Source organism: Actinokineospora iranica (assembly GCF_900101685.1).
Classification (GTDB): Bacteria; Actinomycetota; Actinomycetes; order Mycobacteriales; family Pseudonocardiaceae; genus Actinokineospora; species Actinokineospora iranica.
This window is the reverse complement of sequence record NZ_FMZZ01000009.1, coordinates 16,498-42,420: the sequence shown is the minus strand read 5'-3', so window position 1 is coordinate 42,420 and position 25,923 is coordinate 16,498. Positions and strand designations below refer to the sequence as shown.

Annotated in this window: 10 protein-coding genes; 1 reads left to right on the top strand and 9 read right to left on the bottom strand. The window is 72.9% G+C overall.

The window, feature by feature from the left end:
- Positions 1–52: 52 nt before the first annotated feature.
- The 9 genes from BLS56_RS18750 to BLS56_RS18710 all read right to left on the bottom strand — a co-directional run bounded on the left by BLS56_RS18750 (position 53) and on the right by BLS56_RS18710 (position 24,519).
- Positions 53–601, bottom strand: coding sequence for a hypothetical protein (locus BLS56_RS18750; protein ID WP_091452574.1), 549 nt, complete (start codon positions 599–601; stop codon positions 53–55).
- Positions 602–668: 67 nt separating this feature from the next.
- Positions 669–1,451, bottom strand: a complete 783-nt coding sequence (locus tag BLS56_RS18745) for a PIG-L family deacetylase (RefSeq protein WP_091452570.1) — start codon at positions 1,449–1,451, stop codon at positions 669–671.
- Positions 1,452–1,510: 59 nt separating this feature from the next.
- Complete coding sequence (locus BLS56_RS18740) at positions 1,511–2,473, bottom strand: alpha/beta fold hydrolase (RefSeq protein WP_091452568.1); 963 nt, start codon at positions 2,471–2,473, stop codon at positions 1,511–1,513.
- Entirely contained in the window at positions 2,470–5,619 is a 3,150-nt protein-coding gene (locus BLS56_RS18735) for a non-ribosomal peptide synthetase (RefSeq protein WP_091452564.1), read from the bottom strand. Before BLS56_RS18735 ends, BLS56_RS18740 begins: the two co-directional genes overlap by 4 nt.
- Positions 5,616–6,380 carry a siderophore-interacting protein gene (locus BLS56_RS18730; RefSeq protein WP_091452561.1) on the bottom strand — a complete coding sequence of 255 codons (765 nt, stop codon included), beginning with the start codon at positions 6,378–6,380 and terminating at the stop codon, positions 5,616–5,618. Before BLS56_RS18730 ends, BLS56_RS18735 begins: the two co-directional genes overlap by 4 nt.
- Positions 6,377–7,720 carry a lysine N(6)-hydroxylase/L-ornithine N(5)-oxygenase family protein gene (locus BLS56_RS18725; protein ID WP_091452558.1) on the bottom strand — a complete coding sequence of 448 codons (1,344 nt, stop codon included), beginning with the start codon at positions 7,718–7,720 and terminating at the stop codon, positions 6,377–6,379. The genes BLS56_RS18730 and BLS56_RS18725 overlap by 4 nt, the downstream gene beginning before the upstream one ends.
- A complete protein-coding gene (locus BLS56_RS18720) occupies positions 7,717–7,935 on the bottom strand; it encodes an MbtH family protein (protein ID WP_091452556.1) in 219 nt (72 codons plus the stop codon). Before BLS56_RS18720 ends, BLS56_RS18725 begins: the two co-directional genes overlap by 4 nt.
- An 11-nt stretch (positions 7,936–7,946) precedes the next feature.
- Positions 7,947–14,063 (bottom strand): non-ribosomal peptide synthetase, encoded by a 6,117-nt coding sequence (locus BLS56_RS18715; RefSeq protein WP_091452554.1) that lies wholly within the window; start codon positions 14,061–14,063, stop codon positions 7,947–7,949.
- Positions 14,056–24,519 carry a non-ribosomal peptide synthetase gene (locus BLS56_RS18710; RefSeq protein WP_091452552.1) on the bottom strand — a complete coding sequence of 3,488 codons (10,464 nt, stop codon included), beginning with the start codon at positions 24,517–24,519 and terminating at the stop codon, positions 14,056–14,058. Before BLS56_RS18710 ends, BLS56_RS18715 begins: the two co-directional genes overlap by 8 nt.
- 107 nt (positions 24,520–24,626) lie before the next feature.
- On the opposite strand from BLS56_RS18710, the gene entS reads away from it, so the two are divergent.
- On the top strand, positions 24,627–25,877 hold the full coding sequence (gene entS / locus BLS56_RS18705; protein WP_091452549.1) for an enterobactin transporter EntS: 1,251 nt from the start codon (positions 24,627–24,629) through the stop codon (positions 25,875–25,877).
- Positions 25,878–25,923: the final 46 nt, after the last annotated feature.

The following is a 25,923-nucleotide window of genomic DNA, read 5'->3' as shown; positions in this document are numbered from 1 at the left end:
GGCCGTGTTAACCGGCCACACCAGACTACTCTAAAAAGGACAGAAAACACCGTCAGATCAGCGTGTCCCGGCGCGCGTTTTCCTTGCGGGCGGACAAGAATCCCTCGTTGATCTCCAGCCGGTTGATCAGCCGCAGCGCGGCGACGACCGCGTCGCCGACGAGTTCGCCCGCGGTCTCGCCGTACTCGATACGCAGCAGGGCGTTCCCCGCGGCGTCGCCGCTCTCGGCCGGGGCGAGGCTGGCGAAGGCGAGCACCGGGGCCTTGGCCAGGGGAACGGCGAGAATCAGCAGCTCACGCTGCACGCGGTTGAGGGCGACACCGTGCTCGCGGGTGCCGAACAGCAGCGTGTAGAGCAGGTCTTTGGCCTCGCGGAGCAGGTCTTCGCCCAGGGGCGAACGATGGCGCCTGCCGATCATCGGACCACCCGGCTGCGGTGGGTCGACCAGACAGCCCTCGGCGGCGAGACGGTCGGCGTTCCAGGAGGTCAGGTGCGCGATCCGGGCCGCCAACGACGCCGGGTCCACGGGGACGGCCGTGGGCTCGTAGGCGGGCTCGGCGGACCGGGGCGCGGGCAGGAGCGTGTCGTCGTAGGAAGGCATACCCGCCAACGTAGCGCCGTGACCAGCTCTTACCCCGGGATTGCGACGGCATTTTCACCCAGTGTGACTACAACCCGGCCATGATGTCCGTTTCCGTGATACCGGGGCCCTGGCCGTCCCGGATGAACCACTCGGTGCCGAAGGCGAACGCGAACGCCTCGTCGGGCATGGCCAGGAAGAACGACTCCTCGCTGATCTGGCTGGCGTGCGCGCGCATGGCCGCCCGCTTCACCGCGAGGTACGGGGTCACGTCGACCTTGGCGGTGAGCTCGGCCTCGGGCTTGCCGACCTCGAAGTCCTCCGGCGGGACGAACGTCTCGCCCCCGGCGGCGCGCATCGCGGCCATGCCCGCGCGCACCTGGTCGCGGTTGGCGGTGGCCTGGTAGACGCGCGGCGTGTTGGCGAGCTCGGCGGCCCGGATGCCGACGCGGTGGACCTGGATGTGGTCGGGGTGGCCGTAGCCGCCGAAGTCGTCGTAGACGGTGAGGACGTCGGCGTTTTCCTCGATGAGGATGGCGGCCAGCCGCTTGGCGGCCTCGTCGACGGGGGCGGACCAGAACGAGTCCGCTGCGTCGTTGGCAGGCGTGCCCATCATCCCGGAGTCGACGTAGCCGAGGAACTCGACGCGGGCGACGCCGAGGATCTCCGCGGCGGCCTGGGTCTCGGCGATCCGTCTGGTCGCCAGCTCTTCGCCGTCGGCGAGGAAACCGTCGGGGACCTCGCCGTTCTCCCCCCGCGTTGCCACCACCAGCACCACCCGGTGGCCCTCGTCGGCGGCCTTGCGCATCACACCGCCGCAGCTGATGCACTCGTCGTCGGGGTGGGCGTGGAACGTCACAAGAGTGGCCATGTGGTCAAGTTACTGAAACCCACCGACAGTCAGCCACTGCCAGCCAGGGTCAGCCAGGGTCAGCCCGCCGTCAGCAGCTTCGACCACGCGGACAGGGTCGGCTGCTCGGCGAGGTCCGCGAACGGGACCTCGACGCCGTGCGCCTGCCAGCGGACCGACAGCATCATCATCCGCATCGAGTCCAGGCCCAGCTCGAACAGGTTGGCGTCCGGGTCCGGCGACACGCCCAGGACCTCCGCGACCGCCTCGCGCAGTCCTTCGACAGTGAACGCTTCACTCATGTGGTTTACCTCCGGAGTGCTGCCGCCGAGCGTGGCGATCACGTCGGCGAGTCGGTCGGCGAGGTAGAAGTGCCCGCCGGGGTGGGTGTGGCGGGTGAACGACCCGGTGGTCGCCGCCGCCCAGGAGTCGGCCGACTCCGGGGGCATGGACGGGTCGTCCGCGCCGACGTGGGCGAGCACGTCGACGCCGAGCACGGCCGGGCCGGGGCGGTAGCGCTCGATCAGCGCGAAGTCGTTGCCGATCATGGGCAGCAGCAGGTCGCGCAGCTGCGGGTCGGCCATGGCCGCGGCTCCCCCGCCGCCCAGCAGGTCCAGCTCGGCGCGCACGCCCGCCTCGTCGCGCAGGTGGACGAGGTCGGCGCGGGGCCGCTGGTCGGCCGGGCCGGGGCGGGCGGACACGACGAGCCTTCTGGCCACCCCGGGGCGCAGCCGCAGGGTGAACTCGTGCGCGACGGAGGCGCCCATGCTGTGCCCGAACACCACCACGGGCCGGTCCAGCGCCGGTTCGACGGCCTTGACCACGGCGTCGACCAGCTCGGCCATGGTGTCGATCAGGGGCTCGGCGATCCGGTCCTCGCGGCCGGGGTACTGCACCGCCCACAGCTCGACGTCGGCGGGCAGGTGCGCGGGCCAGTCCCGGTATGCGCTGGCCGCGCCGCCCGCGTGCGGGAAGCACAGCAGGATCGTGCTCGCGGCCGGGCGGCGCCGGAAGCACCGCACCCAGGGGGTCGGGACGCTCACCGGGGGGTCAGCTCCGCCTCTACCTCGTCGTCGGAAAGGTCCATGACGCGACGGTAGAGCTCGGCGATCCGGTCGAGCCTGCCCGGGACCGGCTCGTCGGCGCGCAGCGCCTCGGCCATGCCCGCGACTGTCCGCGCGCCGAACAGGGCCAGCAGCGGCAGGTCCGCGGTGTCGAGGGCGTCGCGCAGGTCGGCGAGGATGCGGGTGGCGAGCACGGAGTCGCCGCCGAGGGCGAAGAAGTCGTCGTGCACGCCGATCCGGTCACGTTCCAGCACCTCCGCCCAGCTCGACGCGATGGCCCATTCCAGCGCGTCCCGGGGCGCGGTGAACTCGGTGGCCACGTCGGGGGCAGCTCCGGCGAGGGCGGCGCGGTCGATTTTTCCGTTGGCGGTCAACGGCATCTCGGCCAGCACGGTCACGGTGGCCGGGACCAGGTGCTCGGGCAGGACCTGGCGGGCGGCGGCGAGCACGGCGTTCGGGTCGGCGGCACCGGTCAGGTAGGCGGCGAGCGCGCGGTAGCCGGGCCTGCCCTCGTTCGGCACGCCGACGACGACCGCGGCGCGGACGCCGGGCTGGGCTGCGAGGACGGCCTCGGCCTCGCCGGGCTCGACGCGCATCCCGCGCACCTTGACCTGGGTGTCGGCGCGGCCCATGAACTCGATCGAGCCGTCCGGCAGGACCCGGCCGAGGTCACCGGTGCGGTAGCGGCGTTCGCCGTTTCGCTCCACAAAGGACTTGTTGGCGGGGTCGCCCCAGTAGCCGCGGGCCACACCCGGTCCGGCGCAGTGCAGTTCGCCGGTCACGCCAGCGGGTCGGTCGGCTCCGCGCTCGTCCAGCACGTAGTACGCGGTGTTGGCGATCGGCTTGCCGTAGGGGATGGAGACGCGGGCGAGGTCATCTTCCGTGACGCGGTGCCAGATGTTCCACAGCGTCGTCTCGGTCGGGCCGCCGACGCTGACCACCGCCACACCCGGCACCCGCTCGCGCAGCGCGGCGACCACCCGGGGCGGAATCCAGTCGCCGCCGAGGAACACGGTCCGCAGTCCACTCGGGACGACCTGGGTTTCCAGCAGCATTTCCATCATGGCGGGAACCGAGTTCCACAGGGTGACACCGTGTCCGACGACGAGGTCCGCCCAGTGCGCGGCGTCGCGGGCGCGGGCCGGGACCACCAGCGTGCCGCCCGCGCCGAGGACGCCGAACAGGTCGAAGGTCGACATGTCGTGGTGCAGCGCGGTGACGGCCAGGGCCACGTCGTCCGGGCCGATGCCGAACTCGGCGACGGTGGCGGTCAGCGCGTTGACCATGCCCCGGTGCTCGATCATCACGCCCTTGGGGCGGCCCGTGGAGCCGGAAGTGAACAGCACGTAGGCCAGGTCGTCCGGGCTCTGGGACACCGGCGGCCGCTCGTCCGAGCCGTCGGCGACTGCTTCGTCCACAGTGAACTTGTCGAGCACGATCTGCACGCGGGCCTGGTCGCACACGGCGCGAACCCGCGCCGACGGGGCGTCGGCGTCGATCGGCAGGTAGGGGGCGCCCGCGAGCAGCACGCCGTAGGCGGCGACAGCCTGCTCCCAGCCCTTCTCCAGCACGATGGCAACCGGCTGGTCTGCTCGCATTCCCTTGCCGCGCAGCCAGTTCGCGACCCGCACGGCGCGGTGGCGCAGCTCGCCGTAGGTGAGCGTGGCGGTCGGGGTGATCAGCGCGACCTTGTCCGGGTTCGCCTCGGCCTGGCGCAGGAAGGCGTCCTGCACCAACTCGTCGGGGATCTCGGCGGCGGGCCCGTCGATCCGGCTCGACGGCGCGAGCCGGAAGTCCGCCGTTGACCAGCCCGGGCCGGTCAGGGTGGCGAGCACGCGGCCGAACGCGGCGAACAGCTCGGCCACGAGCCCGGCGGGGAACGCCTGCTCCACGGCGTCGAAGTTGTAGACCAGCCCCGCCGGGGTCTCCTCGATCTGGACGTCGAGGTAGACCTGCGGGGTCTGCGAGATCGCGAACACCCGGGGCAGCACCGCGCCGAGCAGCGGGCGCTCCCCCGCGGTGAAGCCGATGGTGCTGGTCAGCACGACGGGCATGAGCGCGCCGCGGGTGCCGCCAGCGGCGCGGATCAGCTCGCGCAGCACCCGCACCCCGGAGAACTCCTGGTGGCCCAGGTCGTTCCAGAAGGTGCGCTGCAACCGCTTCGCGCGGTCGAGGAACGTGCCCGGCTCGCGGTTGTCGACCTCCAGCAGGGAGAACGACGCGAACTCGCCGAGCAGCTCGGCGGCCCGCGGGTGCAGCGGGAACCTGTTCATCCTCGGCACGTTGAGCGCGAAGTGCGCGGACTCGCTCCAGGTCGACAGCACCTCGGCGAACACGGCCAGGCACACCACGGTCGGGGTCAGACCGGCCTTCGCGGCGGCTTTCTTGACCTCCGCCCAGTCCTCGGCTGGCAGGGTCGCGAGCCGGGAAGTCCACTGTGGATGGCGAATCGACGCCGGGTCGACCGCGGTGGGCAGGCGCGGCGCTGGGGGCAGCGACGGCAGGCGCTCCCGCCAGTACGCCTCGGCCTTGCGGCCCCGGTCCGTCGCCGCGATCCCGGCCTCGGCCAGCACGTAGTCGCGAAAGCCGATTTCCAGCGGTGGCAGGGAAAGCTCGGGGTCGGCGTAGAAGCGGGTCAGGTCGGCGATGAGCAGCTGCCAGCTCAGGTAGTCCAGGATCAGCGCGTCGAAGCTGACATGCACCCGGGAGCGCCGCTCGTCGAGCAGGCTCACCTCGACGGCGAACAGCGGCCACTGCCCCGCGGGCCGCACCTCGTGCGAGAGCCGGTCGCGGATCGCGCGCAGCGTCGGCTCCGGGTCGGCGCCGCGCAGGTCGTGCACCACCGGGGTGAACTCGCCGACCTCGCGCAGCACCCGCTGCTGGTTGGTGTCCGGGAGCATCACCGTGCGCAGCACATCGTGCCGGTCGATCACCCGCCGCCAGGCCGAGGTGAACCGGTCGAGGTCCACCTCGCCCTCGTACTCGTAGTACGCGTGCGTCGAGACGTTGCCCAGTTCAAAGACGCCGGTCCGGCCAAGCAGGTAGGCCTGCTGCTGGTCGTTGAGCGGGAACGGCTCGAACCGGTTGTCCGGGTCGGGCACGGCGGGCGGGTAGGGCGAGATCAACTGTGCTCCTTGGGAATTTCACGCTGCCAGTAGCCGAACGCGGACACCGCGTGCCTCGGCAGGCCGAACTCGCCGCGCAGCAGCTTGCGCAGCGACACCGCGACCGCGGACTCCGCGGCGACCCACGCGCGCACCGACCCGGGCGGCGGGCGGAACGCGCGCAGCGCCGCGGCCAGCACACTCGCCCCGGTCCTGCGGTGCAGCCAGCTCACGGTCACATCGCCAGCCGAGGCGAACGGCACCTCGTCGTGCGGGTCGGCGACCTCAAGGAAAACCTGCGCGCGCTGCCCGGGTTCGAGGTCTTCCGCGATCCCGGCGGCGGCCGGGATCGCGGTCTCGTCGCCCGCGATCACCAGCAGGTCGGGCCGTTCGGCACGCGGGTAGTCGCGGCGCGGGCCGAGGAACGACACCGGGTCGCCGGGGCAGGCGGTGGCCGCCCAGGTCGCGCCAGGACCGTGGCCGTGGACCACGGCGTCGATCTCCAGCCGCCCGGCCGCGCGGTCGAAGCGGCGCACGGTGTAGGCGCGCAGGGCGGCGTCCGCGTCCGGGTCGGCGAAGGTCAGCCCGTCCGGCCCCCAGCTCGCCTCCGGCGGCGCGCCGACGCCGTCGGCGGGCAGGATCAGCTTCACGGCGTCCGCGGGACGGTCACCGCCGAACTCGCGCAAGCCGTTTCCGCCCAACGTGATCCGGCGCATCCGGGGTGTCACGTCGGCGGCGGACAGCACCTGCGCCGTAGTCAGGGTCAGCGCGGGCTTCGTCATGGTGACACGGTGGCGTAGGCGGGCTCGGTCGCTCCATAGAGGACGGACTGGAGGATTTCGCCGACCCGCACCGCGGTGTTGGACAGCAGGGTCGCGGTGATGCCGTGCGCGTGCTCGGTGCCGCCCTGCAGGTACAGGCCAGCGCGGACGTGCGGGGCCGTGCGCAGCCGGTAGTCGCGGCCCAGCACCGGCCTGCCCTCCGGGCCGCGCTCGCACACCGAGGCCGCGCGCCCCAACAGCTCGAACACGTCGCCGGGGTGGTAGCCGGTGGCGTAGACCACGGCGTCGCATTCCAGCGTCTCGGTTTCGCCGGTCGGCAGGAACTCCACGGTCACGTAAACCGCGTCGTCGGTCTCGCGGGCGTAGGTGATCCGGGAGGCGTTGCGGATGTCGAGCCGCCTGCGGCCAGTCACCCGCTCCCGGTACTCGCGGCGGTACAGGTCCTCGATGAGGTCCATGTCCACCACCGAGTAGTTCGTGTTGCGGTGGTAGTCGAGCAGCATCCGCTTGACCTCGCCCGGGGCCGCGTAGAAGTGATCCACGGCCTGGGGATCGAAGATGCGGTTCGCGAACGGGCTGTCGTCAGCGGGTGCGTAGCCGTAGCGGGCGAACACCGCGCACACCTGCGCGTCGGGCAGCACGGTGTGCAGCTGCGCCACGGTTTCCGCGCCGCTCTGGCCCGCGCCGACCACCAGCACCCGGCGCGGGTCGCTCGCGGCGAGGGCGTCGACGCGGTGCATCAGGTCGATGTTGTGCCACACCCGGTCCGAGGTGACCGCGTCCTCGGGCAGCCGGGGCCGCAAACCGGTCGCCAGCACGACGTTGCGGGCGCGGCACGTGACAACGGTGTCGTCCGTGCCGTCCCCGGCTTTCCCGATCACGTCGAAGTACTCGACCTCGCCGTCGACCTCGACCGGCCGCACGGACACGACCTCGCAGCCGTAGCGCACCTGGTCGGCGACCCGCGCCGCGGCCCACTCGAAGTAGTCGTGGAACTCCGCGCGCAGCGGGAACATCGTCTTGTGGTTGATGAAGTCCACCAGCCGGTCCCGGTCGCGCAGGTAGCACAGGAAGCTGAAGTCGCTGGCCGGGTCGCGCATGGTGACCAGGTCCTTGAGGAATGAGACCTGCATCGTCGCGTCGTCGATCAGCATTCCCCGGTGCCAGCCGAAGCTGGCCTGCTTCTCCAGGAACACGGTGCGCAGCGCCGCTTCCGGGAACCGCCGGTTGTGCTCGTCCACCGCGATCGCCAGGGCCAGGTTGGACGGGCCGAAGCCGATGCCCACCACGTCGAAGACCTCGTGCGGCGCGTTCGCCGGGGTGACTGCCGGGTTCGTCATCGCGCGCTCGCCTCGGTCTCGCGCACCAGGCTCGCCGGGCGCAGATCGGTCCAGTGCTGCTCGACGTAGGCCAGGCAGCCGTCTCTGGTGTCCTTGTCGTGCGCGACGGTCCATCCCGCCGGGATGTCGGCGAACGCGGGCCACAGCGAGTGCTGGTTCTCCGCGTTCACCAGCACCAGGTATGTGCCGTCGTTGTCCTCGAAGGGGTTCGTCACGGTGTTTCCTCTCAGTCCTGCAGCAGTTCGGCGAGGGCGGCGGGGCTCGGGTGGGTGAACAGGTCGGCGATCGGGACGTGTTTGCCGGTGGCGTCCGCGATCCGCGACCGCAGCCGGACCAACAGCAGCGAGTGCCCGCCGCTGTCGAAGAAGTTGTCGTCCGCGCCGACTTCCGCGCGGCCGAGGGCGGCGGCGAACACCGCGCACAGCGTGGCTTCCAGCGGGGTCCGCGGTTCCCGGGCGCCGGTCGGCGCGGGTTCCGGCGCGGGAAGCGCGCGGCGGTCGAGCTTGCCGTGCGCGGTGAGCGGCAGCGCGTCGAGCCGCACGAACGCCGAAGGCGCCATGTAGTCCGGCAGGGCGGCGCTCAGGTGCGCGCGCAGGGCGGGCAGGTCGAGGTCGCCGCGCGGCACGACATAGCCGACGATCCGCTTGTCGCCCGGGGTGTCCTCGCGGACGTCGACGGCGGCCTGGGCCACCGACTCGTGCCGGGACAGGGCGGCGGCGATCTCGCCGAGTTCGATCCGGAAGCCGCGCACCTTGACCTGGTCGTCGGCGCGGCCGACGTAGTCGAGGTTGCCGTCGGGCAGGTAGCGCACCAGGTCGCCGGTGCGGTACATGCGGGAACCGCTGGGGCCGAACGGATCCGCGACGAACCGCTGGGCGGTCAGCGCGGGCCGGTCGAGGTAGCCGCGGGCTAGGCCGTCGCCCGCGACGTACAGCTCGCCGACGACCCCGGGCGGCACCGGGCGCAGGCCGCGGTCGAGGACGTAGGCGCGGGTGTTGGCCGTGGGCCTGCCGACGATCGGCCGCTCGCTCGCGCCGACCCGCGCCGCCAGAGCGTCCACAGTAGACTCTGTCGGGCCGTACAGGTTGAACCCCTCGGTGCCGTCGAGCCCGCGGATGTCCTGCCAGAGGGTCGAGGGCACGGCCTCGCCGCCGACGCCGAGGACCAGCAGCGGGCAGCGGCCGTCGCGGATCAGGCCCGCCGCGGCGAGCTGCACCGCGTGCGACGGGGTGACCTCGATGAAGTCGATCCGGTCGCGCTCGATCAGCTCGACCAGCAGGTCCGGGTCGCGCTGCACGTCCTCGGTGACCACGTGCAGCGCGTGCCCGTCGAACAGCCAGAGCTGCGGCTGCCAGGACGCGTCGAACGCGAACGACCAGCTGTGCGCGACCCGAAGCCGCCGCCCGCCCGCGCGGGCCACGGTGGGCCGGTACAGCGTTTCCCGGTGCGAGGCGAACAGGTTCACCACGCTGCGGTGCTCGACCACGACGCCCTTGGGCGTGCCGGTGGAGCCGGAGGTGTAGATCACATACGCGGGATGACGGTCGGTCAGCGCGGTGTCCGGAGTGGACGCTGGGTGGCCGCTCACGTCGGTCTGGTCGAGCAGGAGGACCGGGCGGTCGAGGGTGAACGCGCTCGTGGTGACGACGAGAACCGGGTCCGCGTCGGCGAGCAGGAACTCCAGCCGGTCGGCGGGGTAGGCCGGGTCGATCGGCACGTACGCGGCCCCGGACTTGAGCACGGCGAGGATGGCGATCACCGTCTCGGCGGTGCGCGGCAGCAGCAGCGCGACCCTGCGGTCGGGGCCAGCGCCGCGCGCGATGAGCTCGTGCGCGAGGCGGTTCGCGGCGGCGTCGGCCTCGGCGAAGGTGTGGCGGGTGTCGCCGCACACCAGGGCGGTCGCGTCCGGGGTTTTCCCCACCTGGGCGGCGAACAGCTCCGGCAGCGTGCGCGGGCCGCCGTAGGCGAGTGCGGTGTCGTTCCACTCGACCAGCACCCGGTCCACTTCGGACTCGGTGAGCAGGTCGAGGCGGCCCAGCGGCCGGTCGGGGTCGGCGGCGACCACGGCCAGCAGCCGGACCAGCCGCTCGGCGATGTTGGCCGCGGTGGCGGGGTCGAACAGGTCGACCCGGTACTCCAGCACACCGTCGATGCCGTCGGCGCCTTCGACCTCGACCAGGTCGAACGCGAGGTCGAACTTCGCGCCGCCCGCGCCGGTCTCTTGTGGACGGACGTCCAGGTCCGCCAGCTTGAGCGCGTTGGCGGGCATGGTCTGGTAGGCGAGCATGACCTGGAACAGCGGGTGCCTGGCCAGCGACCGCGCCGGGTTCAGCGTCTCGACCAGGCGCTCGAACGGGATGTCCTGGTGGGCGTACGCGGCCAGGTCGTACTCCCGGACCCGGCGCAGCAGGTCGCGGAAGTTCGGGTCGCCGGAGGTGTCCGTGCGCAGGACGAGCGTGTTGACGAAGAAGCCGACCAGGCCGTCCAGCGCGTCGTCGGTGCGGCCCGCGACCGGCGAGCCGATCGGGATGTCGGTGCCCGCGCCGAGCCGGGTCAGCAGCGCGGCGAGCCCGGCCTGCAGCACCATGAACAGGCTGGTGTCGGTGGCCTTGGCCAGTGTCCGCAGCGCCCGGTGGGTTTCGGCGGGGAGGCGGATCGGGACTTCCGCGGCGACCTTGCCCGCGATGGCCGGACGCGGCCGGTCGGTGGGCAGCGGCAGTTCCTCCGGCAGCCCGGCGAGCGCGCCGGACCAGAAGGCGACCTGCTCGGCGAGCGGCCCGTCCGGGTCTTCGGTGAGCAGTTCACGCTGCCAGAGCGCGTAATCCGCGTACTGGACCGGCAGTTCCCGCCAAGCCGGGACGGCGCCGACACGCCTGGCGGCGTAGGCGTGGCCCAGGTCCTGCAACAGCGGCAGCGCGGACGCGCCGTCGGCGGCGATGTGGTGCAGCAGGATCAGCAGCACGTGCTCGTCGCCGTCGGGGAACAGGGTGGCGCGGATGGGGATCTCGGTGTCGAGGCGGAACGAGTGCCTGGCCGCGTCGGCAAGGGCCTCGGGGCTGAACGGCTCGACGGCGAACGGGACCTCGGCGGCGGGAAGGATTTCCTGGCGTGGCGTGCCGTCGTCGTCGGGGAAGACCGTGCGCAGGCTCTCGTGCCGGGCCGCCACATCCGACAGCGCCGACCGCAGCGCCGCCACGTCGAGCGCGCCCGCGAGGCGGATGGCGAACGGGACGTTGTAGGTCGGGGTCGGACCGTCGAGGCGGTGCAGGAACCACATGCGCTGTTGCGCGAACGACAGCGGCAGCACGTCCGGGCGGTCGGCCTTGCGCAGCGGCACCTGGCGGCGCGCGCCGTCGAGCCGGGCGGACAGGGCGACGACCGTGGACGCCTCGAACACCACGCGCAGCGGCAGTTCCACACCGAGCACCGCGCGGATCCGGCTGACGAGCCGGGGCATGAGCAGCGAATGCCCGCCCAGGCCGAAGAAGTCGTCGTCGATGCCCACCACGGGCACGTTCAGCACCTCGGCGAACAGCTCGCACAGCAGCTCTTCGCGCGGGTCGCGCGGTCTGCGTCCGGCGGCCTGCGCGGCGAAGTCGGGCGCGGGCAGGGCCTTGCGGTCGACCTTGCCGCTGGGGAGCACGGGAATCCGGTCCAGCACCACGAAAGCGGCCGGGACGAACGCGGGGGGCAGCTCGGCGGCGAGCGTGCGCCGCAACTCGGCCGGGTCCACGACGTGGCCCGGGGTGGGCACCACGTAGGCGGCGAGCGACCGCTCGCCGTCCTGGCGCACCACGACGACCGCCGAGGACACCTCCGGCAGCCGCAGCAGCGCGGCGGCGACCTCGCCGGGTTCGACCCGGACGCCGCGGATCTTGACCTGGTCGTCGGCGCGGCCGACGAACTCCAGCGCGCCATCGGCGTTCCACCGCACCAGGTCGCCGGTGCGGTACATGCGGGTTCCCGCTGGCCCGAAGGGATCGGCGACGAACCGCTGCGCGGTCAGGTCGGGGCGGTTGAGGTACCCGCGCGCCAGGCCGTCGCCCGCGAGGTACAGCTCGCCGACAACCCCGACGGGGACCGGGGAAAGGCCCGCGTCCAGCACGTAGGCGCGGGTGCCCGGGTCCGGCGGGCCGATCGGGACCGGCGCGGACATCCCCGGGCGGCAGGCCCCCAGGGTCGAGTTCACGCTGACCTCGGTGGGGCCGTAGGCGTTGAACATGCGTCGGTTCGGCGAGTACCGGTCGACCAGCGCGGGCGTGACCTCCTCGGTGCCCGCGAGCAGGCAGATGCCCTCGGGCAGCCGGGCTTCGGCGGGCAGCGCGGCGAGCAGCGCGGGCGGCAGGATCGCGTGCGTCACCCGCTGGTCGCGCAGGTAGTCGGTGAGCACGGCCCCGGCGACCCTGCGGTGCGCGGGGACGACGACGAGCGTGCCCCCGGTGCACATCACCTGCACCAGTTCCCACCACGCCACGTCGAACCCGGGCGAGGCGAACTGGCTGACCCGGCTGTTTCCGTCGACCAGCAGCCGTTCGGTGTGCGTGCCGATGAGCTTGCCGATGCCCGCGTGCGGGACCACGACGCCCTTGGGGCGGCCGGTGGAACCGGACGTGTAGATCACGTACGCCGGGTGGTGCGGGCGCAGGTCGGCCGGGGTGAACTCGGCGGCGGCGTCCGGCGCGATCGACGGTATGCCCGGCACTTCACCGATAGCGCACATCGGGCGGGCGTCGTCGACCATGAGCGCGAGCCGGTCGGCCGGGTAGTCGGGGTCGAGCGCGAGGTACGCGCCGCCCGCTTTGAGCACGGCGAGCAGGCCGATGATCAGGTCGACGCCGCGCGGCAGGGCCACCGCGACGACCTTTTCGGGGCCGACGCCGTGCTGTTGCAGGGCTCCGGCGAGCCGGTCGGTGCGGGCGTCGAGTTCGGCGTAGGTGAGCGAGACGTCCTCGCAGACCAGGGCTTCGGCGTCGGGCTTCTCCGCGACCCGCGCGGCGAACTCGGCGGGCAGGGTCGTCAGCGGGTAGTCGCCGGTGGCGTTCCAGTCGCGCAGCACGGTTTCCCGCGCCTGCCCGCCGAGCAGGCCGAGCGTGCCGACCGGGCGGCGCGGGTCGGCGGCGACCTGGGCGAACAGGTGCCGGACCGCGTCGGCGAGGCGTTCGACGTGCGCGCGGCTGACGACGTCCGGGCGGAAGGCCAGGTGCAGGACCAGTTCCCAGCCGGGCAGCGCCGTCAGGGTCAGCGGGTAGTGCGTGGCGTCGCTGTCGGTGACCGGGGAGAGCTTGAGGCCCGGGGCGGGTTCCTCGACCGAGCCCGGGTCGAACGGGTAGTTCTCCACCACGGCCAGGGTGTCGAACAGCTCGCCGGCGCGCTGGATGTGCGCGAGGCCCAGATGCTGGTGCGGCAGCAGCGCGGCCTGCTCGTCCCGCAGCCGCACCAGGGCGCCCGCGACCGTCTCCTGTGGACTGATCTGGACCCGGACCGGCACGGTGTTGATGAACAGGCCGATCATCGACTCGATGCCGGGCAGCTCGGCCGGGCGGCCGGACACGGTGGAGCCGAAGACCACGTCGGCGCGGCCGAGCACCCGGGCCAGCAGCGTGCCCCACACGAACTGGACGATCGTCGCCAAGGTCACGTTGTGCTTGCGGGCAAACGCGTTCAGCGCCTCGGTCAGCTCGACCGGCAGGGACAGCTCGACCCGCTCCGGCACGCCCGCGCCCGCGTCGGCCGCGATCACCGTGGGCTCGTCCAGTCCGGCGAGCGCCCGCGCCCACGCGGATTCGGCCGCGGCGCGGTCCTGGCGGGCCAGCCAGGCGAGATATGCCTTGTAGGGCGGGGCGGGCGGCAGGTCGCGGCCAGCGTAGAGGGCGAACAGGTCGGCGACGAGCAGCGGCGTCGACCACCCGTCGAGCAGGATGTGGTGATGGGTGATCACCAGGTGGTGCCGGTCCGGACCGAGCCGCAGCACGGCGAAGCGGATCAGCGGGGGCTTCGCCAGGTCGAACCGGCGGTCCCGTTCGGCGGCCACGATCGCTTCCGGGTCGGCTGGCGAATCGTGGTAGGAGAACGGGACTTCGACCTCGGTGGGCACCAGCGCCACCGGGTCGCCGCCGCGCCTGCGGCGGAAGCCCGCCCGCAGGTTCGGGTGCCGCCGCAGCAGCGCCCCGGCGGCCTCCCGCAGCCGGTCCGCGTCCAGTGGGCCGTCGACGGATAAGACCCGCTGAACGATGTACGGGTCCTTGTCGTAGGAGTCGAAACTGTCCAGTTCGGACTGAAACAGCAGCCCCTCGGCCAGCGGCGACAGGGGCAGGACGTCGGCGAGTCCCTTGGGCCTACTCACTGGTGCTCCATTCGGCTTCGAACTCGTCGATCTCGTCCTGGCTCAGCGAGACGAGGTCCAGGTCGGACGGGGTGAAGCCGCCCGCGTCCTGTGCGGCGATGGCGCGCAGGTAGGTGAACCACGACTCGGCGAGCGCGCGGATGGCGTCCTCGGCGAAGACCCCGTCCGGCCACGACCACGTGACGGTCAGCTCCGGGCCGCCGGACAGGTCGCGGGTGACGGCGGTGATGTCGAGCGCGTGCGTGAGCCGGTCCGCGCCCGCGGACACCGCGTCCGACTCGTCCGCGACGGTCCACAGTGCACTTCCCGCGGTGAAGCGGCCGAGGTAGTTGAAGCACAGGGCCGGTTTCACCGGCTCGACCGCCGGGTTGAGGTAGCGCAGCAGCCCGTAGCCGATGCCGCCGCGCGGCACCGCGCGAAGCTGCTCCTTGACCGCCTTCACCGCCTCGCCAGCCGACCGGCCGCCCGCGCGGGCGTCGGCGAGGTCGACCGGCCCCGGGTCGAGGCGCACCGGGTGGATGCTGGTGAACCAGCCGACCGTGGTGGACAGGTCGGCGCGCAGGCCCGCTTCCTCGGCCAGTCCGGTTTCCCGGCCGTGGCCCTCACGGTCGACCAGGACGGCGCGAGCCCCGCTCCACTCGCGCACCGCCAGCGCGAGCCCGGCGAGCAGGATGTCGTCCACCCCGCCGTAGAAGCGGGCCGGGGCGTCGGTGAGCAGCGGCTCGGTGTGCTCTGCGGGCAGGGTCATGCGGATCTCGCGCACCGGGTCGTCCGGCTTCGGCGCGCGCAGCAGCGGAAGCGGGTCCAGGTCGGCCCCGATCGCCTGCCAGAACGGCACTTCGGCCAGCACGGTCGGCCGGTTCGCCTGCTCGTGCAGCAGCCGCGCCCAGCCGCGCGCGGACGTGCCCGGCCGGGACGCCGCCGCGCCGGTTTCCCATGCTGCGCGCAGGTCGTCGAGCAGAACGCGCCAGGACACGCCATCGACGACGAGGTGGTGGATCACCAGCACCAGCAGGCCAGGGTCGTCGCCAGCGTCAAGCAGGACGGCTTGGACCATGCGGCCCGCGTCCGGGTCGAGGCTTTCGCGTGCCCGGTCGGCCTCGGCGGCGACCTGCGCGCGCCGGTCGGCCTCGACGGGAACCCGCCGCAGGGCGAAGTCGACGCCGGGACCGATTTCCAGCGCCCACTTCTCGCCGCGCACCAGGCGGGCGCGCAGGGCGTCGTGCCGATCGAGCACGGTCCGCAGAGCCTGCTCAAGCCGCTGCGCGCCGGGCGGGACCTGGACGACCATGGCCTGGCTGAACCGCTCGACCGGGACTCCGCTTTCCCGCAGCCACGCCATGATCGGCGTTTCCGGGACCGCGCCGAGCGCGGCGCCTTCCGGCTCGGCCACGGTGTCGTCGCCGACCGCGACGGCCACGGACGCCATGCCCGCGGGCGTCTGGTGTCGGAAGACGTCCTTGGCGCTGACCAGCAGCCCGGCCGCGCGGGCGCGGCTCACCAGCTGAATCGCGAGGATGCTGTCGCCGCCCAGTTCGAAGAACCCTTGCTCCGGCCGGACTTCGGGCAGCTTGAGGACGTCGGCGAACACCGCCCGGAGGATGTCCTCGGTCGCGCTGTGCCGGGGCCGGACCTCGACCCGCTCCGGCTCGGCGGCCCGCACGCGGCGCTCCCTGCCCGCCACCGGAAGCGAAGACAACGGAGCGTCCACATTGGACATGATGAACCGGAGCACCTTGGTGAAGCCGTCCACCAGCCACACCACGGTGTCGCGGTCGAACAGGTCGGTGCTGTACTGGGCGAATCCGGCCATGCCCTGGTCCGGGTCGTCCACGATCGTCAGCGTCAGGTCGAACGCGGAGACCGCGGTGTCCACGATCTCGTCGCGCACGGCCACCCCCGGCAGCTCGGGGCGGACCGGCGCGTTGTTCTGGTAGGCCAGCATGACCTGGAACAGCGGGTGCCTGCTGCTCGACCGGGGCGGGTTCAGGACTTCGACCAGGCGCTCGAACGGCACGTCCTGGTGCTCGTAGGCGCCGAGGGACACCTGGCGCACCCGGCGCAGCAACTCGCGGACGGTCGGGTCGCCGGAGGTGTCGGTGCGCAGCACCAGCGTGTTCACGAACGAGCCGACGATATCGTCCAGCGCGCTGTCGGTGCGGCCCGCGATCGGGGTGCCGATCGGAATGTCGGCGCCCGCGCCGACCCGGGTCAGCAACGCGGCGAACGCGGCCTGGAACACCATGAACGGGGTGACTCCGAGCGACCCGGCCAGCGACCGCACGCCCGCGGCGATGTCCCCGTCGAGCGGGAAGTCGAGCAGGCGGCCCGCGTACTCGCTCTCCGCTGGGCGCGGGCGGTCGACCGGCAGGTCCAGCTCGTCGGGGATGCCCGCGAGCGCGGCCCGCCAGTACTCGACCTGGCTCGTGTCGTCCAGTTCCCGCTGCCAGAGCGCGTAATCGGCGTACTGGACCGGCAGGTCTGTCCACTCCGGACTTTCTCCGCGCAGGCGGGCGGCGTAGGCGCGGCCGAGGTCGCGAGTGAGCGGGGTGAACGACCAGCCGTCGCCCGCGATGTGGTGCAGGGTCAGCAGCAGCACGTGCTCGGTGTCGGCGAGCCGGAACAGCGTGACCCGCAGCGGCGTCTCCACGGCCAGCGCGAAGCAGTGCCGCGACGCCGCGCGCAGGTCCGCGCTCAGCGTGTCCTCGGTGCTGGGCAGCACGGTCAGGCCGACGTCGGCGTGGTCGCGGACGACCTGCCTGGCCACGCCGTCGACGGACGGGAACACCGTGCGCAGCGCCTCGTGCCTGCCGACCACGTCGTCCAGCGCGGCCGTCAGCGCGGGCACGTCGAGCGGTCCGGACAGCCGCAGCCCGGTGGCGATGTTGTAGGTGGGGCTCGGGCCTTCGAGCTGGTGCAGGAACCACAGGCGCTGCTGGGCGAACGACAGCGGCAGCACATCCGGATGGGTGCCTGCGACCAGCTTCGGGCGGGCCGCGGCTCCGGTGGCGAGCGCGGCGGAGACCCCGGCCGGGGTCGGCGCGGCGAACAGGGTGGCGATGGGCAATTCCACGTCCAGCACCGACCGAATCCGGCTCACCAGCCGGGTCGCGGTCAGCGAATGCCCGCCCAGGGCGAAGAAGTCGTCGTCCACGCCCACGGTCGCGACGCCGAGCACGTCGGCGAACAGCTCGCACACGATCTGCTCCCGCGGGTCGCGCGGGGCCCGATACTCGGCCGCGGGCTCGGGCAGGGCGGCGCGGTCGAGCTTGCCGTTCGGGGTGCGCGGCAGGGCGTCGAGGACGACGAACGCGCCCGGGACCAGGTGCGCGGGCAGCACATCGGTGAGGTGGTCGCGCAGCTCGGCCGGGTCGCCGCCGACCACGTAGGCGACCAGTCGGTTTTCCCGGGCGACGACCGCCGCCGCGCTCACCGACGGGTGCGCGGTCAGGGCGGCCTCGATTTCGCCTGGCTCCACCCGGAAACCGCGAATCTTCACCTGGTTGTCGGCGCGGCCCAGGTAAACGAGCACGCCGTTGTCGTCGATGCTCACCAGGTCGCCGGTCCGGTAGAGCCTGCTTCCGGGTGGGCCGAACGGATCGGCGACGAACCGCAGCGCGGTCAGGCCCGGCCTGCGCAGGTACCCGCGCGCCACACCGGGTCCGCCGATGTACAGCTCACCGGGGACGCCGGGCAGGACCGGCCGCAGGAACGCGTCCAGCACGTGCAGTCGGGCGCCCGCGACCGGGTAGCCGCCGTCGCGGGTCCAGCCGTAAGCGTCCACAGTGGCCTCAGTGGGGCCGTACAGGTTGAACGGCGTGCTGCCAGGGACGTCGAGCAGCCGCTGCCACAGCGCGGGCGGCGTGGCCTCGCCGCCGACGAGCAGGAACTCCGGCCGGTGCCTTCCGTCGTCAAGCAGGCCCTCGTCCACGACGGCGGCCAGATGCGTCGGCGTCAAGTCGATCGCGTCGACACCGCGCTCGGCGAGGTAGTCGGCCAGCGCGGCGGCGTCGCGCACCACGTCGTCGGCCACGACGTCGAGCAGGTGCCCCGCGATCAGCCACAGCAGGATCTCCCACGCCGAGTCGAACGAGAACGACGCGGTGTGCGCGGCGCGGCGCCGGCCGTCGGCCACATCGGGGATCAGGGTGTCGCAGTGCCCCCGGAACAGGGTCGCCAGGTTGCCGTGGTCGACCACGACGCCCTTCGGCGTGCCGGTGGAACCGGACGTGTAGATCACATAGGCGGCGTCGGCCAGGGTCGGCGCGATCGGCTCGGCTTCACAGGCGGGCAGGTCGCGCACGTTGACGACCGGGCCGTCGAACGGGATCTCCGCGCCAGCGGTGAGCACCAGCGCGGGCGCGGCGTCGGCGAGCATGAACGCGAGCCGGTCGGCGGGGTAGCGCGGGTCGAGCGGCACGGCGACGCCGCCTGCCTTGAGCACGGCCAGCAGCCCGGTCACCATTTCCCCGCGCGGCAAGGCGAGCGCCACCGCGCGTTCCGGGCGGACGCCGTGCGCGGCGAGGACCCGGGCGATGCGGTCGGTGCGGGCGTCCAGCTCGGCGAAGGTCTGGTCGAGCGCGACCCCGGTCAGCGCCGGGGCGTCCGGGGTCAGCGCGGCCTGCGCGCGGAAGATCTCGGGCAGGGTGCGGGTCTCCGTGCGCACCGTGCCGACGAGTTCGACGTGCTCCCCGTCCCGACGCGGGTCCACAGTGGACACCGCGCGGTCCACGTCGACCGTGAGCAGGGCGACCAGGCGGTCCAGGATGCTTTCGGCGGCGGCGCGGTCGATGGCCGGGGCGCGGTGGTCGAGCGCGAGCGTGAACCCGTCGGCCGTGGGCATGACCGTGAGGTTGAGCGGGTAGTGGGTGGCGTCGTGGCCGCGCACGTCGGTGACCCGCAGCCCGGGGCCGGGGTCGGGCAGGTCCGCCGGGCTCATCGGGTAGTTCTCGAACACGACCAGGGTGTCGAACAGCCGGTCGCGGCCCGCGGCGCGCTGGATCTCGGCCAGGCCGAGGTGCTGGTGCGCCATCAGGTCCGCCTGCTCGCGCTGCACGCGGTCGAGCAGGTCGGCGACTGTCTCATCCGGACGGAGCCGGACGCGGACCGGCACGGTGTTGGCGAACAGGCCGACCATGTTCTCCACCCCGGCCAGCTCGGCCGGGCGACCGGCGGCGACCGCGCCGAACACCACGTCCGACCGGCCGGTCAGCGCGCCCAGCAGCAGCGCCCAAGCGCCCTGGACAAAGGTGTTCAGCGTCCAGCCGCGTTCGGCGCAGAGGGCGGCCAGCCCGCTCGGCAGCGCGGCGGTGAGCTGTTCCGGGGCGTCGAGCGGAGCCTCGGTGGCGACCAGCCGCGAGCCGTCCACATCGGACAGGGCGGCGGCCCACGCGGCTGTGGCGGCGTCGGCGTCCTGGGCCTTGAGCCAGGTCAGGTAGTCCCGGTACGGGCGGACCGGGGCCAACGGGGCGTGGTCGCCGCCGGTGGCGTAGAGGGTGAACAGCTCGCGCAGCACCAGGGCCAGCGACCAGCCGTCGAGCAGCAGGTGGTGGCAGGTGAGCACCAGGCGGTGCGCAGTGGAACCGGTGCGCGCCAGGGCGAACCGGATCAGCGGGGCCTGGTCGAACGGTGTTTCCCGTTCGACCAGTTCCAGGTTTTCCGGCTCGGCCAGCCGGAACGGCGCTGCGGTCTCCGGCTCGATCACCGCGAACGCGCGGCCGTCTGGGGCGGTGCGGAACGACGAGCGCAGGTTCGGGTGCCTGCGCAGCAAGGCATCCGCGGCCCTGCGCAGCACGGTCGGGTCGACTGGGCCGTCCAAGTCGACCGAAAGCTGCACGGTGTAGAGGTCGGTTCCCGGTCCCTGCGCGTGGAACAGCAGGCCCTCGGCGAGCGGGGTGAGCGGCAGGATGTCCACCGCGCCCGGCGCCAGCGCGTCGATCGCGGCCTGGTCGAGGCCGGTCAGCGGGACGTCGCTCGGCGTGAGCCGGAAGACGGCGCGCTCGGCGTGCGCGGCGAGGCCGTCGAGCGCGTGGAACCACGTGTGCGCCAGGTCGTTGACGGCGTTCTCCGACAACACCCCCAGCGGCCACGACCAGGTGACCGACAAGCGTGGGCCGTCCGGGTGGTCGCGGACGTCGGCGTCGATCTCCAGGCAGTGCGCCGCGGCCAGTTCCGGGTCCGCGCCCGCGCGCAGTGCCCCGTCTTCTGCGGCCAGCGCCCAGTCGCCGGTCGTGGCGTCGAAGCGGCCGAGGTAGTTGAAGCCGATCTTCGGCGCGGGCCGGTCGGCGAACTCGGCGGCGGCGGTGAGGTAGCGCAGCAGGCCGTAGTCGGCCGCGTCGTCGCGCACGGCGGCAAGCTGTTCCTTGGCGCGGCGCAGCGCCTCCCCCGCCGCCGAGCCGCCCGCCATCGCGTCGTCGATGTCGATCGGGCCGGGGTCGAGTCGAACCGGGTGAAGGGAAGTGAACCAGCCGACCGTTCGGGAGAGGTCGTGAGTCGAGTCGCCGCCGGTGTCGCGGCCGTGGCCTTCGAGGTCGACGGTCAGCGCGGTTCCGTTGCCGCCGTGGCGTTTGCGCCAGTCGGCCACCGCGATCACCAAGGCGGACAGCAGAACGTCGGCGACGCCGGTGCGATAGGCGGCCGGGACGGCGGCCAGCAGCGGCGCGGTGCGCCCGGCGTCGAGGGTGCGGCGCAGCCGCTGGGTGGTCGCGGCGGTGTCTTCGGCTGGGTCGAGTGGACGGGACACCGGGAACTCCTCGGGGTGGTCGAGCACGGCCGTCCACCGCGCCACCGAGTCCGGGCCCCGGGCGGCCAGACCTCGTGCGTAGCCCCGGAAAGAGGTGCGCACGGCGGGCAGCGCGGGCACGGTCCCGGCTGCCAGCGCCGCGTACGCCTCGGCGAAATCGGCGAGCAGGATGCGCCACGACACGCCGTCGACCACCAGGTGGTGCGCGGTCCACAGCAGCCTGCCTGGTTCGGCCGCGCCCGCGTCGAGCCAGGTCACGCGGACCATGACGCCCGCGTCCGGGTCGAGTTTGTCCTGCGCCGCGCCAACTTCGGCGTCGAGGTCGTGTGGAGTCGGCACCCGGCGCAGCAGGGCGGCGGCGTCGAGGTGGCCGGGGGCGGCGATGTCGAGCTGCCATGGGCCGTCCGACCAGCGGGCGAGGCGGGCGCGCAGCACGTCATGGTGGTCCAAGACGGTTTGCAGCGCGGCGGTCAGGGTGTCCTGGTCGAGTCCGGCAGGAACCTGGACGACCACGGTCTGGCTGAACCGGCCGACCACACTGCCCCGGCCGCGCAGCCACTCCATGATCGGAGTCGCCGGAACGGCGCCCACACCATCGGTCGCGTGCACGTCCACAGTGGACTGTCGGACGACAGTGGCCAGCCCGGCCGGGGTCTGCTGCTCGAACACGTCGCGCGGGGTGAACTCCAGCCCGGCGGCCCGCGCGCGGCCGACCAGGGAGATGGCCTGGATGCTGTCGCCGCCGATGGCGAAGAACCGGTCGTCCGGGCCGACCTCGGGCAGCCGCAGCACCTCCGCGACGAGCGCGCACAGCACCCGCTCGACCTCGGTGCGCGGCTCCCGGCGGGCTGCCGCAGGCGTGTTGGGCGCGTATTCTGCTGCCGTGGCAAGGGTTTTGCGGTCCAGCTTGCCGCTCGGGCTCAGCGGGAGGGCGGGCACGGTCAGGAACACGTCCGGGACCATGTACTCGGGTAACGACGCCGCCGCGTGCTCCCGCACCTCGTCGTGCCCGGCCGACCCGACGAGGTAGGCGGCCAGCCTGCCGCCGCGCACGACCACGGCCGCGCCGCGCACGTCCGGGTGCGCGCCGAGCACGGCCTCGATCTCGCCGAGTTCGATCCGCAGGCCGCGCAGCTTCACCTGGTCGTCGGCGCGGCCCAGGTACTCCAGCACCCCGTTCCGGTCGAACCGCGCCAGGTCGCCGGTCCGGTACATCCGCGCCCCGGGCGCGCCATACGGGTCGGCGACGAACCGGGTGGCGGTGAGATCGGGCCTGCCAAGGTAAGCGCGGGCGAGCTGGACGCCCGCCAGGTACAGCTCCCCGGCGACGCCGTTGGGCACCGGCCGCAGGTTGCGGTCCAGCACGTAGCACGCGGTGTTCCAGACCGGGCGGCCGATGGGAATCGTCGGCAGCGGACCGGGCGTGGCGAGCTGGGCGGTGACGTCGACCGACGCTTCCGTTGGGCCGTACAGGTTGTGCAGCTCCACGGTCGGCAGCAGCGCGTGGAACGAAGCCGCCAAGTCGGCGGGCAGCGCCTCACCGCTGCACAGCACGCGCCGCAGCCCCGTGCAGGTCCGCGCAGCCGGGTCGGCGAGGAAAGCGCGCAGCATGGACGGGACGAAGTGGACAGTCGTGACGCCCTCGGCCCGGATCAGCTCGGCGAGATAGGCCGGATCGCGGTGCCCCTCCGGACGCGCCACGACCAGGGTCGCGCCGACCAGCAGCGGCCAGCAGAACTCCCACACCGACACGTCGAAGCTCGACGGCGTCTTCTGCAGGACCGGCTCGCCCACCCGCAGCCGGTACTCGTCCTGCATCCACAGCAGCCGGTTCACGATGCCCGCGTGCGGCACCACGACGCCCTTGGGGCGGCCGGTCGACCCGGAGGTGTAGATGACGTAAGCGGGGTGGAGGGGGTGCCGCGCTACAGCGTCATTGCCGGGCGCCACCCCCTCCGGCATGGGGCCGTCGACCAGCAGCCGGGAAACGCTCTCCGGCAGGCGATCGGCCAGCTCGGCGGTGGTCAAGACGGTCGCGGGCGCGGCATCGCCGAGCATGTAGGCGATCCGGTCGGCGGGGTAATCCGGGTCGACGGGCAGGTACGCGCCGCCCGCCTTGAGCACCGCCCAGATCGCGACGACCAGCTCCACCGAGCGCGGCAGCATCAGCGCCACGACCCGCTCCGGTCCGACGCCTGCCGCGCGCAGCACGGCGGCGAGCCGGTCGGTGGCCGCGTCGAACTCCGCGTAGCTGAGCCGTTCCCGCTCGAACACCAGCGCGGTGGCGTCCGGAGTGGACCGCACCTGCGCGGCCAGCAGATCCGGCAGGGTCGTCGCGGGGACGTCGGCCGCGGTGGCGTTGAAGCCCCGCAGGATGCGGTCGCTCTCGGCGCCGAGCAGATCGATGCGCGACAGCGGCGCGTCCGGGTCGGCGAGCACGGCGCGCAGCAGCCGGTCGGCGTGCCGCAGCAGGGTGTCGACGGTCTCGGCGTCGAACAGCTCGGTGCGGTAGGTCGCTTCCAGCATCAGGTTGTCGGTGAGCACCGCCGCCAGCGCCAGGTCGAACTGGGCGGAGCCGTTGAACACCGGCACGTCCCGCACGGCGATCCCGGGCAGGGCGAAGCCGCGCAGCACCTCGGTCCGCAGCGAGAACAGCACGTCGAACAGCACCGACCGCCCGGCGACCCGCTCCGGGGCCAACTCGGCGACAAGCCGGTCGAAGGACAGCTCCGCGTGCGCGTACGCGCCCGCGCAGACCTCGCGAGCCTGCGCCAAGAGTTCGCGGAAACTTCGCTCTCCGTCCACAGTGGAGCGCAGCACCACCGTGTTGCCGAAGTTCCCCAGCGACCGGTCCGCGCGGCCCCGGTTGACAACCGGCGTGCCGAGCGTGATGTCCTCGGCCCCGGTGTAGCGGTGCAGCACGGCCGTCACCGCGGCCGTGAGCAGCATGAACGGCGTCACGCCCGCCTGGCGCGCGACCTCCCGCACCCGCTCGGCGACCACCGGCGGCAGCGTGCGGGTGCGCCGCTCGCCCGCCTCGCTCGGCTTGGTCCGGTGTGGGCGATCCGTCGGCAGGGCAAGGCTTTCCGGGATCGGCGTGAGCCGCTCGCGCCAGTAGGCGATGTCGGCGGGCCGCTCCCGGTCGTCGGGGGCGTAGGCGACCGCCGGGGCCAGGGCGTTCCCGGTGTAGGCGGCGGCGAGGTCGGCGAGCAGGATCTCCCAGCTCGCGTCGTCCCAGGCGATGTGGTGCGCGACGAGCAGCAGCACGTGCTCGTCGTCGGCGACCCGCAGCAGCCGGGCGCGCAGCGGGGACTCGGCGGCCAGGTCGAACGGCGTGCCGCCCAACTCGGCCACGGTGTCATCCAGGTCCGCGTCGAGCACCGGCAGCGTGGGGCTCAACTCGGGACGGACAACCCGCGTGTCCGCGTCCGGATAGACCGTTTGGAGGATCGCGTGCCGCGCGCACGCCGTCTCGAAGGCGGCGGCGAACGCAGCAGTGTCGAGACGACCGGACAGTCCAACCGCGGCGCACAGTGTGTACGCGACACTGCTCGGATCAAGCTGCTGAAGCAGCCACATTCGGCGCTGCGCGGCCGAAAGCGCGCCGGTGGGACGGGCGGTGACCGCGTCGGCTTGGTCGGCGAGCCCGGATTCGGCGAGCCTGCGCCGCAGCAGTTCGCGCTTGCGGGATCGCGCGTGGCCGTCGTCGGTCACAGCTGATCAAGCCTCCTCGTTGACGGACAGCACCGGGTCCGGATGCTAATTTAGGCAAGCCTTACCTCTCAAGAGGCTAGCCTTACCTAGAAGAAATCGGAGACCCCGTGCGACTCGGACAACTCGTGCTCGATCTAGGCGCGGTCCGCGCCAATCGGGACTTCCGGTTGGTGCTGACCAGCAGGACCGTGTGGCTGCTCGGCATCGGACTCACCTCCGTCGCGGTGGCCGTGCAGGTGTTCCAGATCACGGGAACTTCCGCGCCGGTCGCCCTGGTGAGCCTCACTCTGGGCGCCGGACTGCTCATCGGCTTCCTCATCGGCGGCGTCCTGGCCGACCGCACCGACCGAAAACGGCTGGTCGTGCTGTCCAGCTTCGGCGCCGCGATCGGCTTCGCCGGGCTCGCGGCCAACGCGGCGCTGCCGGAGCCCAAACTGTGGATCGTGTTCGTCTGCGCGGGCACCCACGGGGTGATCGACGGCATCGGCGAGTGCGCGCTGACCGCCGTCGTCCCCGCCATGGTCCCCGGCGAGCAACTCGGCTCGGCGAGCGCGCTGCTCGCGGTCACCACCCAGCTCGGCGCGATCGTCGGCCCCACCCTGTCCGGGCTGGTCATCGCGGGCCCCGGCCTGGTCGCCTGCTACTGCGCCGCCGCGGCGATGGCCCTGGGCACCACCGGCCTGCTCGCCCTGCTGCGCCCGCTGCCACCGGCGGAACCCGAGCCCGACACCGCCGAGGGCAGCCTGCGCGAGGCGCTGCGGTTCCTGCGCGGCAACCGGCTCATCGCCTCGCTGCTGCTGATCGACATGGGCGCGATGCTGTTCGCCATGCCCGGCGCGCTCTACCCGCAGCTGGCCTCAGAACGCCTCGGCGGCGGCCCGGAACTCGTCGGCCTGCTCTACACCGCGCCCGCGGTCGGCGCGTTCGTCGGCTCGGTCCTGTCCGGCTGGACCTCCACGGTGAAACGCGCCGGACTCACCCTGGTCACCGTCGCCGCGCTGTGGGGCGTCGCCGCGACCGGCGTCGGCCTGAGCACGAACCTGGGCATGGTGCTGTTCCTGCTCGGCGTCGGCGGCCTCGCGGACGTGTTCTCCGAGATCCTGCGGCGCGCACTGTTGCAGGGCAACACCCCGGACCGGCTACAGGGCCGGGTGGGCAGCCTCTGGCTGGCGCAGGCGGTCACCGGCCCCTCGCTCGGCGGCATCCTGACCAGTTTCGGCGCGAGCCTGATCGGCCCCGGCCCGGCCATCGCGATCGGCGGCGGCATCTGCGTGTTCAGCGTTCTTCTGGTCGCCGCGCTCTATCCGGAGCTACGCCGGGTGGGCGCGCTCGTTGACCAAGGTCAGGGCAGCCGATAGCTTCGGAACATGCCGAGACGGCCCACCCCGGGGCCCGGTGAGGTCA

What these genes read in the sequence shown, in the direction of transcription:
- BLS56_RS18730 (WP_091452561.1), bottom strand. Translation starts at nt 6,380, where the DNA reads ATGACGAAGCCCGCGCTGACCCTGACTACGGCGCAGGTGCTGTCCGCC.
- BLS56_RS18725 (WP_091452558.1), bottom strand. Translation starts at nt 7,720, where the DNA reads ATGACGAACCCGGCAGTCACCCCGGCGAACGCGCCGCACGAGGTCTTC.
- BLS56_RS18750 (WP_091452574.1), bottom strand. Translation starts at nt 601, where the DNA reads ATGCCTTCCTACGACGACACGCTCCTGCCCGCGCCCCGGTCCGCCGAG.
- BLS56_RS18745 (WP_091452570.1), bottom strand. Translation starts at nt 1,451, where the DNA reads ATGGCCACTCTTGTGACGTTCCACGCCCACCCCGACGACGAGTGCATC.